Raw genomic sequence first — 15,300 nt, 5'->3', positions numbered from 1 at the left:
TAAAAATGGCATACCGTATAATGATAAATAATAATGATGTCATCATTTTTAGTGATGCCTGAAGGAGAGAGGAAGGTTTAGATGGAGCTTACCGATCTGAAGGTTTTTCTGAGGATTGCCGATGAAGGGAATATTACCCGCGCTGCGGAGCAACTTGGGTATGTGCAGTCCAATGTTACGGCCCGGGTCAAAAAGCTCGAGAATGAACTGGGGGTTCCCTTATTCAACAGACACTCCAATGGAGTGACTTTGACGGAAAAAGGACGCATGTTCCGGGACTATGCGTGTACCATTCTCAATCTGTCGGAAGAAGCAGTACGGGCTGTACAGGAAACGCCTTATCCAAGCGGTTCTTTAACCATTGGCGTCGTGGATACGGTGCATTGCGGACATTTCATTAAATCCTTGTCGGACTATCAAACCATGTACCCGGAGGTCACGCTATCGCTATTGACCGGCAGCTCTTCGGAGCTGATTGCCCAAGTATTAAACTATCAGCTGGACGGTGCATTTGTGACAGGAAACATTCCGCCGAAGCTGGTCGCCGATTATGTAGAAAAGGACGAGGTCAAGCTGCTGATCAAATCGAAGGAACAGCCCTTTCCCGATCTTGCGGTGACCAAATGGGCCGTTGCTCCGACGGGATGCCCGTTTCGAAGAATTCTCGAAAGGTGGCTGTTAAGCGAAGGAATTCCGCTAACCAATATGATCGAAGTCTCATCGTTAGAGACCCAGTTAGGCATCGTACAATCAGGTCTTGCCGCTACGCTGCTCCCCACCTCCGTCTTGAGCGGAGAATTTGCGAATATGGGCAGCTTCTCGATCCCGGAAGCCTTCCGGCATACCTCGACAAGCCTGATCCGGCGCAACGACCGGTTCAGGAACAAGGCATTTTCCGCTTTTACCGAGCTAGTTAAAGTTAATTTCGATAAGACAGAAGGTTTATGAACTGTGATGTCTCAACATCATAGTTGTCCTCCCAGCGTGGATATAATGGTATTCTCTCCCGACAGTTCCATCTGTTGCTGGATATAATGGGCGACGCCATCAAGTTCATTCGAGTCGATAATTTGGTCAGCCAGCTGCCGTATCCTTTCATGCGCGTTTCGCACCGCAATCCGGATGCCTCCAGCTTCAAATAGCCCCACATCATTGATGTGGTCGCCGAAGACCACCGTGCTCTCCAGATCAATACCCATATGGGAGGACCATAATTGCAGTCCGTCTCTTTTGTTTGCTTTAGCATGACTGAATTCCAGGAAAAAGTGGTTATGGATATAGTAATCCGGCATCATATGTGCATGAATCACATCACCGAATAATTCCATGACCTCGCACCGTATCCGCTCCAATTCCTCAAAAAGTCCAATGTATGTAAGAGCTAGCGTCCGGTAATCCTGCGGACAGTTCAGGGTCTTCACTTCCATAAATCGCGGATCATGGGGCCGACTATGATAAAAAGCCTTCTCTCCCTCTCTCCGCAGAGCCTCATGCAAAACACGCTCACGATGATCCACATCCAATGAAAAATAGTAAGGAGTAATACCAAACTTCCTCCCCACGTCGATAATCTCATTCGAGATCTCCCGTTCAAGCCAGGAACCATCGATTACAGTTTGATTCACCCCGTCATATATCAAAGCGCCGTTATATAGAATCAGCGGGTACTTCCAGGAGATTTCCGAGACGACGCTTTGAGCGCTAATATAGCCGCGGGCAGTAGCAAACGTGACGACCACGTCCTGCTCCAGCGCATTCGCGATAACATCCCTAGTATAGGGTGAGAGTGTCTGATCTGATCGTAGAAGCGTTCCATCCAGGTCGGTAATATACGCTCTTTTCTTCATCATGAAGCAATGCCTCCTTCGCCGTCCAGTATGTGACAAAACCCAGTCATAGAGTAGCTCTTCTAAGACTGGGCCTTTATTATGATTCAGACATCTTCCATGATTATACAACTTCTAAGTTGGATAGGGTAAAGGAATTCTATAGAGTCATCAATATGGCATAACTTGTCTAGGAAATGGCACCTCCGAGATTTATTTAGTGATACGCGGCTGAAGATAATCTATAACTTCTTCTATATGCTGAATCTCGGCAAGCGGAAAAACACCCATGCTGTTCATTCTCGCAATGTTCCCGCGATAGGCGATAAATGGAATTCCGGCGCTCTCGGAGGCCGTGCCATCCACCCAGGCATCTCCGACAGACAACCATTCCTTCGGTGATGTATGAGGGAAATGCTTCAGCACCTCCAAATAACCATCGGGTGCCGGCTTTAACAAGCCCATGGCTTCTCTGCCAATAATGAGATCAAAATGTTGCGCAATCCGGTTCTCTTCCAATGCGGCCATCGCTGCTTCCACCGCATTATTCGTCACAATGGCCAGATGCAGCTGCCCATGCAAGTGCTGAACAAGCTCGTTTGCGCCCGCTTCTAGATCTGCACCCATCATCCCTCTCATCTCATGTTCCTTGGCAATATCCCACATCGCCTGACGAAGATCTTCCGACAGCAGCCCTGTATTCATGGCTTCAGCAATAAGGGTTGAGGTGGTATGGGTGTCCATGGACAGACCTTGGGGCAAGATTCTGTGATGGCATAGAAAGGCGTAAATGTCCCTCTTCATTGCGCCAAAATCAATGCTGGAATGCAGCAGCGTATTATCCATATCAAAGACAATGCCTTTTACTGTAAACGCGATATCTAATCAACTCCAGTCATGGAAACGCCTTGAATTGCGGCTCCGGCAGGTACGCCTGATTTGGGTATTCGGATCAATGATGTGACGCTTGCCTGGCCAGGGTAATCCTCCGTCCCATCATCTGCTTGTGAAGCTAAAGTGATATATAGATGATTCTTTGGATCCCCTATCTGTTCTCGGGTCATCTTCATGGATGCGATCCGAAAACCTTTTGCCGACGGAAGCTGTCCTCCGCTAATCAACATATAAATTTCCTGACTCGTCTCCTTAAGCACCCACCCGCCGGGAGCCCTATTTATGCTGTCATCATAAATTTGTTGAATATCCGGATCAAGATGCTCTACCGAACGGGACTGCCAAGTAAATTCCGAGGCGGTTTTGGTATATAGAAGCTGCTCATACGGAACTTGAATATAGTCTGTCTCGCGGATTTCCCTTTCTTCTACCGTTACAGGCTCCGTATCGTAGGAATCGCCTACTCTCTGCTTATAACAACCTAAAATCAATATCATCATAACAATCATGGTGAACGTCAGCCGTCTGTTGATGCGTAGTCGCAAAAAATGCACACCCCCCTTCATCTCCTAATCATACACAACTTCCGTACCGGCGATAAAATCGTGAAGGGAACGCTTATCCTCGCGCATCGCAACCATAAAGATACTCATGATGAGACCAATTCCAAACGTTAGCGTATACACAATTCCCGCTACGAGGTTGCGGAGCAGCATCGTTCCTATGCCCGGCGGCTCAAGAAAATCGAATTTGCGTATGCGAATTCCGCATAAACGCTTGCCGATGGTATAACCATTCCAATACACGGGCACCAAAATGGCATACAGACCATAAATCAAATTATTGATCGGCTCATTCTCAAAATTCCCAGTGATCAAACCTGCAATGAACCATAACGGAAGGCTCACGATGATTCCATCCAGGAGATTGGCGCCTAGCCGGATCCAAAAACCGGCCACTTGGTTTTCGTCCATCAATATACCTCCTTAAAAAATCAAGATTGCATTCAATTATGGACCCCTATCGGCGCTGTCTGTCTGATCAAACTCCTCCCAGTTATGCTTGATCTTATTCAGGTCATCCTCTAGCCATTTACGAATGATGGGGACGATGAAGCATAAGATACCGAGAATCAAACTGATGATGCTGAATATCAACGGTCCTTTTCCAAATTCCGATAACAAATCCTCAAACATCCTAGGACTGTATATCCCCGCAATCGCTGCCGTTAAATACCGGATACCGTACAAAAAAGCCGAAATACAGATGAAAATAATGCCCATCGCTTTATTGTTCATAGGGTATCTAGTCCTTCCTATTATCAGTTACTTTATCAACCAAGCAGCGGTAAATGATTATACTCTTTGGCTAATTAGCTCACTTCTGGCTGCGATTATAACGGTGCGATGGCTAACGCCTCTCGAACTACATTCATGATATGCTCGAACGTTTCCTGCTCTCCATGCTTGATGAGAAAAGCTTCTACATCATCCCTTAGGTTATATGTAAACTCTATGCCATGAGTCAACTTACTAAACACGGAATCCCTCATCCTAGACACACACCTTTCCACACAACACACAACATTTTCCAATCCCTCATATCATTGTAAGCTTCGGTTCCTGATCGAACAATAGTTTTTCCCACATTTCCCCATCCCACCGTCATCCAGCTCAAGTAGAGAATGTAACTTTCACACAACTAAAGCAGCCACAAATAAAAAAAAACAGAATGACTTTCCTACATCGTAGTTAAGCCATTCTGCTGCCTGTTATACACTATTTTATGTATGATCGAAATATGCGGTTACGGTTATCTGCTCCTCGATTTCATAATGACCCCAAGCAAACCATAACCAATCGTAACACCTACCGAGTTCAAAATAAAATCGTCCACATCCAGGCTTCCCCGCCGGGAGATCAGCTGTGCCATTTCGAGCACAAATAACCCGACTAAAAAGAAACCCAACATCTTAACGTATCGAATTCGAAATACAACTGGAATCAACACCCCGAAAGGCACAAACACAGCGATATTCCCAACGATATTGATCAATGAAGCCAAGCTGCGAATGGGGAAATAGCTTGCCATCGTCGAAAATGGCACCAGATTATAACTGAATTCCGATTGTGTTGTCCTCCCGAATCCCCAGATCATCCAGTAAGTTAGCAACATGGTGTATCCAATGAGGAGGATCAAGGCGATCATTTTAACATGTGATTTCATTGAGGTCTCCTGTGAAAATGAATTCAAACATATTTATCCAATACGTAATCTTCGATTATTTCAATATTTCTGCGTTCCTGTGCATACTGTTTAATGTGCTTCTTAATATTCGGATACAAAATAATGTCGTCCAGCTGCTCGAGCGGAATCCATTTCACATCGGTTTGATTCGGATCTGGCGCAGCCGGAAGTTTCGGGGATGATCCTTCATGTGGATAACATTCAAACACGATGTATAGCGTGTGAATGTCCGTTATGTTATTTCCTGGCTGCTTATGAGGAGCATTGTCGTACACAAATGCGACAGGTCCAGCCTCTGCTTCCAGCGTGGTTTCCTCGTACAATTCTCTCAAAGCGCCCTCTATAATCGACTCTCCTGGCTCGGCCCCGCCTCCAGGCAAATTGTAATGCATTCCGTTCTCATCTACATACTCGACCAATAGAACATGCTCATTCTGAAAGACTAACGCTGTCGGTCTCACCCGAATATGATACGTCATAAAAAACCACCTCTCCACACGGCTAATGAATAGCTGCTGAATTTTCTTGATCTGTCTATCATACAATTAACGAAGTCAAAATGGGAATATTATGTATAATTGCAGGTCAAAAAGGCTATCGGGTGATCGCAGCAACCTCCCAGACAACCTCCATCCATTAACACATATCGTTAATTCTTTTAACTTCCTGTTAGATCGTTATCATCCAGTCTCACGGTTTCTCCCGTTTCGCGGGAGACGTTCGCCGTCTCCAGAAAACGAATGATCTCCAGCGTCTCAGATAAAGGAACGTCCGAGACACCTGTCGTGAACATCTTCATGATCTGTTCCAGCAGACTCGCATAATAGGGTTTCGGATGCGCCATAATGTCTACAAAACTGCTAGCCTCCGTGCGATGAATGGTCATCCCAAAGCGATCATTACCTGCACGATTGCCCCGAATCGTCCCGATTCTCCCATCATTCCAAACCGCTGTTAATACCTCATGCAACTCCGTCGTGGCGACATGTACACTTACGCATCCAGGTCCGAGAACGCGGTAAAGCAGCTCCGCCGCGTGGATTCCATACCAGAAAAATCCCGGCTGCGTAGGTTGAAGGGGAAGCGGTCCGGCGCAGTCCACGCCAATGATATCATCTACACCGCCGCTAGCCAATTCATCCTGAAGTCCTTGCGCATATCGAAGTGACGAGCTGCTCATAACGGTAACCTGAAACTGCTCCGCCAGTTCGGCAATTTCTATTGCGTCCTTACTGCTAACCGCAAAAGGCTTATCAATAAATACCATTTGGCAATGAGGAGCAATCGCGCGAAACAAGGACAGATGCGACCTTCCGTCGACCGCTTCGAGCATGACGGCATCGACCTGTTTGGCCACGTCTCCCGGCGAATCCAATATTTCGGTTCCCCACGCAACAAGTTCCTTGGTATACCCGTCCACCCGGCTTATACTAAGCTCGAAGTCCGGTGATCCTCCGGGAAATGCCGCTGTAACCCTTGCGCCTGGAACGTAATAGGGATGCGTCTTGTCATGCAGCATTTTCGAGAAAATGGAGACATGCGATGTATCCAAACCAATCATACCGATCTTCAAAGTCATAAGTTCATTCTCCTTTACCTGCAGGATTTTAGATGATCACACTGGCATTTCCATTCGCTACGTTACTGAGAGATATCAGCAGCCGGAACATAGGCTTTTCTTACAATCATCATATCACCCTGAACCACTAAAGGACGTGACTTTAATTCGTCTTTTAAATTAAACCTGAATCCAATGCAAAAAGACCGCCTCCATCTGATTATCAGACGTTGGCAGCCTTTTTAGAGGATTTATAAATGCTCCGTGCAGCATTAAGAGGAATATCGCTCCGTCCCTGAGCCCTATTCTGAACATTCCAATCCGTTATTCCGTGTCTAATAAGGCCGATGGTAGCCGTATCATCCACCTCCCGCTAGGTACATCTCCATGTAAATCTGCAATATACTCTCTAAGGCTGCATCCTCCATTTTATCACGATGAGGCGGTTCACCAGAGCCACAAATGCAAACACAATGGCAAACGTTATAAAGCCCGAAGATACCTGGCATGCCACCGCGGTTGCAAATATAAGAAATTCGATAAGCAACACCACGGCAAGCGGCAGCTTGATCCTTGCTTTCGGAGAGATGGTCATGCCCCAGATGACGGCTGCAAGCAGTGGAAGCCCAATACCGAGTGCAACCTGTGCCACGAGCCCGGAACCAAAATGGAAGCCCCAGTAACCTATCGAAAACAATAGAATCAATTCCAGAATAAATCGAATCGCAAGATTCAAAACTTTGAACATATTGGAGCACCTTTCGTTTCCTGTTGTATACCAAATGTCAATGCTGTAATCACAGCTCGATTTGCTCCAGGTGATGGATCATATGATCGACATAATCGTTAAATAACCACTCCAGTGTGACCTCCGTTTTATCAGGCAGCACGCATTTTTTCTGAAAATCTGATGAATCGGCTTTTTGCATGACACGCAGAATCATCCGGTTCATCTGCTGCCACAGTGACAACACTTCCGATTGATCATATTGATCCTGGTAATTGTTCACCCGAACCCAATCGTTCTGCGCGTACCCCTGAATGGCAATCGGATAATCGGACAGCAAAATTTTTACAAACCGGATATGGTTATTTACCGCTGAATCGCAAAGGTGACCCAGAATCTCCTTCTTGGACCACTTATCGGGCGCAAGCTTCAGATTGAGCTCCACCTCATTAGTCGCCGTTACAATCTCTGTCATTTCGGTAATCAATGCTTCCAGCTTCATGATTGACTCCATACGCTATTCCTCCTAAGAGCTCCTCTCAGCCAATAAGCTTAGAGAGCTTGGTTCCATTCTATTCGTGCAATCGGCATTCCCATGAAATCGCTATACTGCTTGGCAGCTTCCATAAACTCCTCTTCTCGATCATTCCTTGGCAAAAACGGACTAAATGCGATGTCGATGCCGCTGCGCTTGATCTCCCGCTTCCAGACACCGACCACTTCCCCGCCTGCCACCATCATCGGTTGAAAAACCCCGTTGCGATGGGGAGCGATCTTCGCATCGTGCTCTGTCTCTATGATCGCGCTGCGATCCTTGTAACCCAAGTAATATTCATCAAAACCCGGAAGCAGAACCACCGAATCCGTATCAGCGGACACGGCCGGTGTTGTAACAGAGCTCCAGTATGCCGTGCCGTTGACAAAATCTAAACGAAGGTTTGATTTTACGGCCTCAAAGCCTCGTTTAGCTTCTGTCAGCGTTAATCCGACCCACCACGCAAAATCCTGAATCGTTGCGGGCCCGTGACCTGTAAAATAACGAAGCGCAAGCTCCGCCAGCGATTCTTCAAGCGTTAGCTCCCTCGAATTCGGGACCCATTCATCCAGCAGCACGAAACTCTGCTGTTTACCTTCATGCGGGCCGAAACAGATCATGCCTGTCCGACCCAAATATCCGAGAATGAAATAACCGCGGCCATTCTTGGTGCTAATCCCCGCTTCCTCCAGCAACTCCATCAGTCTGGGACGGGATACGCGGGTACAGCCGCTCAGCGCGTTGCGAATGATCGTGCGGCATCGATGGAGCGTACCTTCGTCAAGCTCAAGTTCGGCCTGCTTCTTCTTATTATGCGTGTGAAAGCGCGATGCCGTCAGCTTCAGCATCCACTTGGCATCCTCCGCAGGCACGAAGAATATCGTCCCTCGCATCGGCCAGGTCAGCACGATCTTGCGATCGATCATGGCCTGCTCCACATCGGACAGCTTGGCAGAATGTGTACGGAGACCGATTCCCCATACCGCTTGATGAAAATCCTGGGCCTGCACAGCGCCGAGCCCTCTTACGACTTGCTCCGGACTCTCATGCTTCATACCTGTTATTCCTTGATTGAACAGCCTTCGATTCGCTATGATTCGACTTGGCACAATGGTCACTCTCCTAAGACATGAATATCTCGCGAGCCTTGAGCCTTCATTTTAAATCCGGAATGGACATCCAGGCGCGATCGTTCTGCCAGCTCACCTCAACCGGCGTCTCAAAAAACGAGGTCAAATTCCCGCTTGTCAGCATATCCTTGGAGCTCCCCTGTCCGAATACTGTGCCCCGGCGGATGAGCAACGAGTGCGAGAAGATCGGCAGTATTTCTTCGATATGGTGCGTAACGAATAGCAGGGTCGGCGCATCGGGCTTTGAAGCCAGTGCCGTAATGCTGGACAGCAGCGCTTCCCTCGACAGAAAATCCAGTCCGTTACAGGCCTCATCCAGTATCAACAGCCTCGGAGAAGCCATAAGCGCCCTAGCGATCAGCAGCTTCTGCTTCTCCCCTTGCGAACAGGTTTCATATGTACGACCCAGCAGATGAATGCAATTGAAATCCTTCATAAGCTGCTCAGCCTGTTCCCGATCTGCTTCATCCACCTTCTGATACAAGCCAATCGAGGCGTGTTTGCCGCTGATCACGACATCCAGCGTGGACTCATTCGGACGGATTCTTTCCTGCAACGAGGAGCTGACCCAGCCTATCGATTTACGCAATTCTCTTAAATCCACCCTGCCAAAACGATGCCCGAGCACCGAAACCGTACCGCTGGTCGGCCAGATATAACCGTTAATCATATTCAAAATGGTTGTCTTTCCGGAGCCGTTCAGCCCAAGAACCGCCCAATGCTCTCCTTGCTGTACGGTCCAATCCACGCCTGCAAGAACGGTTTTCTGCTCCCGTTGCCAGGTTACGTTATTCAGTTCAATCGTCGTGTTCATTGCTGATCCCTCTCCTTCTCTACTTCGTCTCTCTTTTCCTCTTTTCAAGGATTATACCAGCAATTACATATTCCTCAATAGCGAGATGAGATCCAGCCTTGTGAGCAGTCTACGTCTTGGAGTCAAGCTATGTATACCGAGCCGGACATTTCATATATTAAAGAGGTTTTGATCAACGAATTAAATATTGACAAATAATTATTTTTGTGTTATGATATAATATTTTTCTATTTACATGAGTTTGCTGATTTGATAATCTACTTCTACTCATCTCTCCCGGAAAGATAAACACGGGAAGAACCCTTTATACGTGGAGGTATGTAACATGCAAATCGATCAAGGCATTGCCATGCTGGAAATTTCCGCAGCCATGATGGGACGAATCGAAACGATCCATCCAACATTCATATGGGATCATCAGAACCGGGTGCTTATCGATACCGGCTATCCCGGCCAGTTCCCGATTATTCAGGAGCAGCTATCGGACATCGGGGTTTCCGTCCAGGATGTAAGCAAAATTATTATAACACACCAGGATTTGGATCATATCGGCAGTTTGCCGGCCATGATCCAACACAGCAACCACGCCCCGGAAGTGTTCGCCAGCGAAATCGAAAAGCCTTATATCGAAGGAGATACAAGGCTTGTCAAATTATCGCCCGAGGCCATTACACAAGCGCTGGCTTCGATGCCGGATCACGTTCCGCCGGAGTGGAGGAATGCGTTTAAGCAAACGCTGGAGAATCCTCCCACAGCCCCAGTGAACAGCATTTTGCGCGACGGCGAGGAACTGCCGTTTGGCGGCGGTATCATCGTGATCCATACGCCGGGCCACACCCCGGGCCATACCAGCTTATATCATTTGCCGAGCAAAACCCTGATTGCCGCAGATGCCCTGAACGTCATCAATGGACGGTTGGTCGGGCCGGATCCGGCAACTACATATGACATGGAGTCAGCCAAGCTTTCGTTGCAAAAGCTCACCCATTATGACATCCATAAGGTGATCTGTTATCATGGGGGACTATTTACGGACAATCCCAACCAGCGCATTCGTGAATTGGCTTATGCTTAAGCATTTGTCGGTTCACTTTCCATCAAGTAGACTTCACTTCGTTCTTCTGTCCGTCGATCCAGCTAATCTCAAGGTACCACGTATACGTGCCGCCGGCCGGCACTTCGGCCGCTGCCTGACGATGCATGGCATACGAGAGATCATCGAGCAGCCCCGTCGCTGGTTCCAGCGCAAGATGATACTGTCCCTGATAGCCGCCGTAATTCGCCCATATCCCTAAATAAGGCACCTGCTCTTTAGGAAACGTCATGCGGAGTCCTTCTCCCGCAACCGGATCGTAAATGGAAGCTTGCGCATCCGGCAGCTCGCCTGCAAAATAAAACTTCTCCGCCGATGCTTCTAGCCTGCTCTCGGTTCGATTCAAGCGGATATGGGGCTTTTCATCCCATGGCTGCGGCCATTTCCGAATATCGCCGAATTCTCCCAATCGACCGTTCGCCGAGTACGATACGATGATCTCCCTCAGCTCGTTGGGAACGATAATCTCTGCGCCTTCATCGATTTGAAACAACGGATGCGCGGCCCACAGGAAAGAGAACGGGAACGGACTCGAATTATGAACGGCATAATCGATCCGCAGGGTATCTTCACGGGGGAAGGAGTAGGTTTTGCGCAGCTGATAAGGAATTCGGATTCCCTGCACGCTGCAGTGAAGCTGTTCTTCCTCGGTGTGCGCCTTCCATGGAATGGACCATACCTCGCCATGATCCGGAAGCTCCGTTCCTTCCCATGGATACGCGGGATACCGGCAGTCATTGATCGTTGGAAACATTTCGTCCCAGCCGCTGCCGTCCCGCTTTCCAAAGGAGCTTGCATACCCGTTCGTTTCCAGAGCTCCAGCAGACTGCACCAGCCATTCCCGGCCAGTCTTTCGATTGCGAAGCGAGATGACCCTGCTTCCGAGTTCAGGCACCAAGACCATCTCCATCACCTCCGTGCCCCCTGTCCAAACCTCATATCCATCCAGCATCCCTTTGCTCCAGATCATCATCGTCATCTCCTCCGTTGTAGTCAACGCAACACACAGAATGCACAAATGCTCAAGGACCGTTCATAACGGCCCTTGAGAATGAAGTGTCAATCTTTTACATCAACGTCTTGCAAAGCGCCAAATGCAACGCAGCTCCTTGATGGTGAGACTCCAGCTGCAGCACCTCGTGGAACAGGTCCTCCGCCGACTGCCGGTCACCGAGACCAAGTTGCCCAAGCCCCATCATGTAGCGGCAATGAATTTCGTTTCTTCGGTCCAGATCTTCATCAAATACCAGGAAGTCCGGCAGCGAGACGGCAAAGTAATCGATGCTCTGAGGCTCGAATATATGCTTCTCCCCATAATCAATCAGCTTGTTAAACCGGCTCCGGGCCTCATTCTCTCGGCCCAGCCTCCGCAGCGCGGCCCCTTGATAAAAAATCATGTGCGGCGGCTGATCGTTGTAATACATCGCGCTGGCCGGCTCATCCAGCCCCTCGGAAGCTTTCAGGAAGTACGCCTCCGCCTCATCAGACCGGCCGAGCCCTTCGTATGCGCAGCCCAGGTAATAATCAATGTTGTTCTCCTGCGCTCCCGTGAGTTTCCCTTCATTGATGTTGAGCGGATATTGCTTGGCAGCAAGCAGCTGCTCTACGGCATCCTCGCAACGACGATCCTGAAGCAGCTGCTTCGCTAGCTCCACCCGGGCCAGTACATACTGGGCCGGCACCTTGCCCTCGCCGCCCTCCCAAGGGTGGAAGTTACGTTTCAGAATCAATGCCAACGCCTCCTCATAACGATTCAGCGTATTGTGCAGCGTCAAATATTCCAGATATACATCGTCGCGCTGTTCGACCAGCTCCATGTGCTCCTCCATCGCTTTCAAGCGATCAGCCGGAGCATGACCGAGCTTTTTATACAATTGGTCCAGCTCGTAGAAGACCCTGGCGTCCGCCGGATTGAGCGAGAAGGCGGTTTGCAGGGACGCCAATGCTTTATCGCGGTCCTGCCTCTTGTTATAGTAAGCGAGCGCCAGATTCCGATGCGGCGTCGCAAAGCTGCTATCCAGGGCGATCGAAGTTTCCCAACTGCTAATGGCTTCCTCGTAGCGCTTCTTGTCGTACAGCAGATTTCCTAAGTAGTACAACGCCTTCGCATCCTGCGGCTGAACGCCGAGCGCCTGCTTTAGCGTCACGTAGTCATGCAGGGAGTTCGGGAAACAGTATGACGGATCGGCCTCCGAGGCCAATCGGTAGCAAGCGGATGCCTCTTCCGCCCGGTTCATCTTCATGAGTGCACTGCCTTGGTAGTAATAAACCATCGGATAGACGGCAGATGCCGTAAGGCGTTCGATGCGCTGCAACACATCCAAAGCGTCGGCATATTGGCCTGCTTCCGTATAGTCCTGAGCCAAGGCGATATAATTATGCGGATCATCGCGCAGGAGCTGGGCAAGCGATTCATAAGCCCGCCGGCTTTTATCCTCTTGCTTCAGTTCTTGATATACGGCTGCCTGCTCGTTCATCGCGCCCGCATCCATGGGATCCAGCTTGAGCGTTTCCTCAAGCCATGACTCCGCATCCGCCAAGCGTCCCAGCTTTCTTAAGACGAAACTCTTGAGATGCCGCGCCTTATAATTATGATACTGGGCAGCCAGGGATCGTTCGATCAGCTCGAACGCTTCCTCATATTCCCGCTTCTCGCAGGCAATCTGGGCCAAAGCCAGATATCCGGCGCCTTGCCAAGCCCCCGACCAGACCGACTTGTACAGATAAGCGTACGCTTCATCCAAACGGCCCTGCCACTTCAAGACTTTGCCTAAATGATAGAACGGTTCGCTGTCATAGGGCCGGGCGTTGTGGCGGGTCAGGGTTTCGATGGCTTTTTTGAAATAAGCTTCACTCTCCGTGAGGCAGCCTCTGCGCAGCAGCAGCAAACCGTAGGCATTGTTCAGCCTTGCGTCTCCCGCATCGCGCCGAAGACCTTCCATATAGTAGGCTTCCGGTTCATAGGTCGCGTGCCGGTACTGCTCCAGATGCTGTCCCGCTAAGAACAGCGCTTCGGTATTCTTCAGGTCCTCCGGCTTGCCAATCTCCGTGGCAGGGTCCGGTGTCCGCTCCAAGGTACGCGGCTTGTGCTGGTAAGCGACCAACTCCTTGCCGTCCGCAGCGAATACCGCGACCCGCAAATCCTTTTCCCTCATACCCGCGTCCAGTTCGATCTCTGCCTGGAAGGTAACGGCTGGCGACAGCTTGACCTTTCGATCCAAGTAGGTACGTCTCGCTCCCGTCACCATGATTCGAGCCCCTTCCCTAACCGAGGTGGCATAGACAAGGACAACGGCTTTATGGTCGTGAACTTCGAGATTTACCGCGGCGTCAATGGACGCATTCTTCACCAGCCCAATGTCTTTATAGGGCATGAAGTACTGCTTAAAACTTTTTTCCTCATACGGCGCCAGCCAGGTGAAATCGGGCTGATTATCGGTATACACGCCAGTCATGAGCTCGATGTACGGACCGTTTTCGTCGGTCAGATTGCGATCCCAGGCTTGGCCGAATTCCCCGTGACCCCATGTCCACTGTTTTTTGCCGGGAGATATATGTTTATTAGCGACATGCAGAATCCCCGCTTTCAAACCATTGTCATATCCGCCGACGAAATCATAATCCGAATGATAAGCCATATAGGAAGTCGGAACGGGAATGTTGCGGTACATGGAAATATCGACGCCCGCCGAATAGTCCTGCTTATAATACGTGCCGGTTGCGATCGGGAATTTGGACACGTCCCGTTTCCCATGATCGAACACCGCGTGAACATCCGGCGGAAATACGGACTGGGTATAATCGTTGACCGCTACGGCCGGATTCGCCCACCACAGAAAAGTCTGCGGCTCCGAGGTCCGATTGTACATCTGCGCATGAATTTCCAGATACGCCTTGCCTGGATGCAGCGTGAAGGCGGTAGACACCTTTGTGCCGTACATCCGGTCGATCTCGCCAACCCATACCGTCTTGCTGCCATTCGGATGATCCTCAAGTCTCCACTCTACTTCGCCAAAGGTGTTCGGACGGTGATGCTGCGGCCAGTTGAACTCGATTCCCCCGGAGATCCAAGGACCCGCAAGGCCAACCAAAGCCGGCTTGATCACTTGATTGTGGTACACAAAATCATAGTTGTTGGTTTTATCGATGGCCCGGTAGATGCGGCCGCCTATCTGCGGCATGATCTGAATCTGCACGTAATCATTTTCAAGGAAAATGATCCGGTAGGGTTTTACTACTTTCTCATCATAAATTTTATCGATGACCGGCAGCGGATAAACACGCCCCGAGCTCCCCTGATACACCCGTTTCTCCAAAAACATCGGGTTCAGGTCCGGCTTCCCCACTTCATACGTGGGAATCTCCACGGTCTCTTCCCGTACGCTCACATGCAGCTGTTTTGCCATGATTCGTCATCCCTCCATTAATATCAGCGTTGGCTGCTTCATGTCTCTATCTTATAAGCCCGCCTGCCCG

17 protein-coding genes and 1 pseudogene are annotated in these 15,300 nt (G+C 49.5%); 2 read left to right on the top strand and 16 right to left on the bottom strand.

What is annotated here, in order from left to right; all coding sequences use genetic code 11:
- The first annotated feature begins 81 nt into the window (after positions 1-81).
- Complete coding sequence (locus AB4124_RS19415) at positions 82-948, top strand: LysR family transcriptional regulator (protein ID WP_441973916.1); 867 nt, start codon at positions 82-84, stop codon at positions 946-948.
- 17 nt (positions 949-965) lie between these two features.
- On the opposite strand, the gene AB4124_RS19410 is transcribed toward AB4124_RS19415, so the two are convergent.
- The 14 genes and pseudogenes from AB4124_RS19410 to AB4124_RS19345 form a co-directional block, all read right to left on the bottom strand.
- Positions 966-1,847, bottom strand: coding sequence for a Cof-type HAD-IIB family hydrolase (locus AB4124_RS19410; protein ID WP_441974189.1), 882 nt, complete (start codon positions 1,845-1,847; stop codon positions 966-968).
- 192 nt (positions 1,848-2,039) lie between these two features.
- Positions 2,040-2,705, bottom strand: coding sequence for an HAD family hydrolase (locus AB4124_RS19405; protein WP_441974188.1), 666 nt, complete (start codon positions 2,703-2,705; stop codon positions 2,040-2,042).
- Between the two features lie 2 nt (positions 2,706-2,707).
- Positions 2,708-3,274, bottom strand: coding sequence for a hypothetical protein (locus AB4124_RS19400; protein ID WP_441973915.1), 567 nt, complete (start codon positions 3,272-3,274; stop codon positions 2,708-2,710).
- Between the two features lie 15 nt (positions 3,275-3,289).
- Positions 3,290-3,694 carry an RDD family protein gene (locus AB4124_RS19395; protein ID WP_339266444.1) on the bottom strand — a complete coding sequence of 135 codons (405 nt, stop codon included), beginning with the start codon at positions 3,692-3,694 and terminating at the stop codon, positions 3,290-3,292.
- Positions 3,695-3,730: 36 nt separating this feature from the next.
- Positions 3,731-4,018 carry a hypothetical protein gene (locus AB4124_RS19390; RefSeq protein ID WP_441973914.1) on the bottom strand — a complete coding sequence of 96 codons (288 nt, stop codon included), beginning with the start codon at positions 4,016-4,018 and terminating at the stop codon, positions 3,731-3,733.
- Positions 4,019-4,113: 95 nt separating this feature from the next.
- Positions 4,114-4,260: a hypothetical protein gene (locus AB4124_RS19385; RefSeq protein WP_441973913.1), complete on the bottom strand. Its 147-nt coding sequence runs from the start codon at positions 4,258-4,260 to the stop codon at positions 4,114-4,116.
- A gap of 272 nt (positions 4,261-4,532) precedes the next feature.
- Positions 4,533-4,946, bottom strand: coding sequence for a VanZ family protein (locus tag AB4124_RS19380; RefSeq protein ID WP_441973912.1), 414 nt, complete (start codon positions 4,944-4,946; stop codon positions 4,533-4,535).
- 23 nt (positions 4,947-4,969) lie between these two features.
- Positions 4,970-5,446, bottom strand: a complete 477-nt coding sequence (locus AB4124_RS19375; RefSeq protein WP_339290978.1) for an NUDIX domain-containing protein — start codon at positions 5,444-5,446, stop codon at positions 4,970-4,972.
- 179 nt (positions 5,447-5,625) lie between these two features.
- Positions 5,626-6,546, bottom strand: coding sequence for a Gfo/Idh/MocA family protein (locus AB4124_RS19370; RefSeq protein ID WP_441973911.1), 921 nt, complete (start codon positions 6,544-6,546; stop codon positions 5,626-5,628).
- 250 nt (positions 6,547-6,796) lie between these two features.
- Positions 6,797-6,892, bottom strand: a pseudogene (locus tag AB4124_RS19365) (histidine phosphatase family protein); the annotation flags it as partial.
- A gap of 42 nt (positions 6,893-6,934) precedes the next feature.
- Positions 6,935-7,273: a YrdB family protein gene (locus AB4124_RS19360; RefSeq protein ID WP_441973910.1), complete on the bottom strand. Its 339-nt coding sequence runs from the start codon at positions 7,271-7,273 to the stop codon at positions 6,935-6,937.
- 49 nt (positions 7,274-7,322) lie between these two features.
- Entirely contained in the window at positions 7,323-7,766 is a 444-nt protein-coding gene (locus AB4124_RS19355; RefSeq protein ID WP_441973909.1) for a DinB family protein, read from the bottom strand.
- A 38-nt stretch (positions 7,767-7,804) separates the two neighbouring features.
- Entirely contained in the window at positions 7,805-8,896 is a 1,092-nt protein-coding gene (locus tag AB4124_RS19350; protein ID WP_441973908.1) for a winged helix DNA-binding domain-containing protein, read from the bottom strand.
- Between the two features lie 46 nt (positions 8,897-8,942).
- Positions 8,943-9,731: an ABC transporter ATP-binding protein gene (locus AB4124_RS19345; RefSeq protein ID WP_076325161.1), complete on the bottom strand. Its 789-nt coding sequence runs from the start codon at positions 9,729-9,731 to the stop codon at positions 8,943-8,945.
- A gap of 325 nt (positions 9,732-10,056) precedes the next feature.
- Between AB4124_RS19345 and AB4124_RS19340 the strand changes: the two genes are divergently transcribed.
- Positions 10,057-10,806: an MBL fold metallo-hydrolase gene (locus AB4124_RS19340; protein WP_441973907.1), complete on the top strand. Its 750-nt coding sequence runs from the start codon at positions 10,057-10,059 to the stop codon at positions 10,804-10,806.
- A 22-nt stretch (positions 10,807-10,828) separates the two neighbouring features.
- Here AB4124_RS19340 and AB4124_RS19335 read toward each other — a convergent pair whose 3' ends face one another.
- Positions 10,829-11,794, bottom strand: a complete 966-nt coding sequence (locus AB4124_RS19335) for an aldose epimerase family protein (RefSeq protein WP_441974187.1) — start codon at positions 11,792-11,794, stop codon at positions 10,829-10,831.
- 97 nt (positions 11,795-11,891) lie between these two features.
- A complete protein-coding gene (locus tag AB4124_RS19330) occupies positions 11,892-15,230 on the bottom strand; it encodes a DUF5107 domain-containing protein (protein ID WP_441973906.1) in 3,339 nt (1,112 codons plus the stop codon).
- Positions 15,231-15,300 lie beyond the last annotated feature (70 nt).

Source organism: Paenibacillus sp. 2KB_20, from assembly GCF_052115765.1.
Lineage (GTDB): Bacteria > Bacillota > Bacilli > Paenibacillales > Paenibacillaceae > Paenibacillus_AQ.
The sequence above is the reverse complement of the archived record's forward strand: the minus strand, read 5'-3'. Positions and strand labels throughout refer to the sequence as shown.

Bases quoted from the DNA above. Each gene is read 5' to 3' on its own strand.
- AB4124_RS19415 (WP_441973916.1), top strand. From the start codon at position 82: ATGGAGCTTACCGATCTGAAGGTTTTTCTGAGGATTGCCGATGAAGGG.
- AB4124_RS19375 (WP_339290978.1), bottom strand. From the start codon at position 5,446: ATGACGTATCATATTCGGGTGAGACCGACAGCGTTAGTCTTTCAGAAT.
- AB4124_RS19340 (WP_441973907.1), top strand. From the start codon at position 10,057: ATGCAAATCGATCAAGGCATTGCCATGCTGGAAATTTCCGCAGCCATG.
- AB4124_RS19390 (WP_441973914.1), bottom strand. From the start codon at position 4,018: ATGAACAATAAAGCGATGGGCATTATTTTCATCTGTATTTCGGCTTTT.
- AB4124_RS19370 (WP_441973911.1), bottom strand. From the start codon at position 6,546: ATGACTTTGAAGATCGGTATGATTGGTTTGGATACATCGCATGTCTCC.
- AB4124_RS19330 (WP_441973906.1), bottom strand. From the start codon at position 15,230: ATGGCAAAACAGCTGCATGTGAGCGTACGGGAAGAGACCGTGGAGATT.
- AB4124_RS19335 (WP_441974187.1), bottom strand. From the start codon at position 11,794: ATGATCTGGAGCAAAGGGATGCTGGATGGATATGAGGTTTGGACAGGG.
- AB4124_RS19345 (WP_076325161.1), bottom strand. From the start codon at position 9,731: ATGAACACGACGATTGAACTGAATAACGTAACCTGGCAACGGGAGCAG.
- AB4124_RS19380 (WP_441973912.1), bottom strand. From the start codon at position 4,946: ATGAAATCACATGTTAAAATGATCGCCTTGATCCTCCTCATTGGATAC.
- AB4124_RS19410 (WP_441974189.1), bottom strand. From the start codon at position 1,847: ATGAAGAAAAGAGCGTATATTACCGACCTGGATGGAACGCTTCTACGA.
- AB4124_RS19395 (WP_339266444.1), bottom strand. From the start codon at position 3,694: ATGGACGAAAACCAAGTGGCCGGTTTTTGGATCCGGCTAGGCGCCAAT.
- AB4124_RS19360 (WP_441973910.1), bottom strand. From the start codon at position 7,273: ATGTTCAAAGTTTTGAATCTTGCGATTCGATTTATTCTGGAATTGATT.
- AB4124_RS19355 (WP_441973909.1), bottom strand. From the start codon at position 7,766: ATGGAGTCAATCATGAAGCTGGAAGCATTGATTACCGAAATGACAGAG.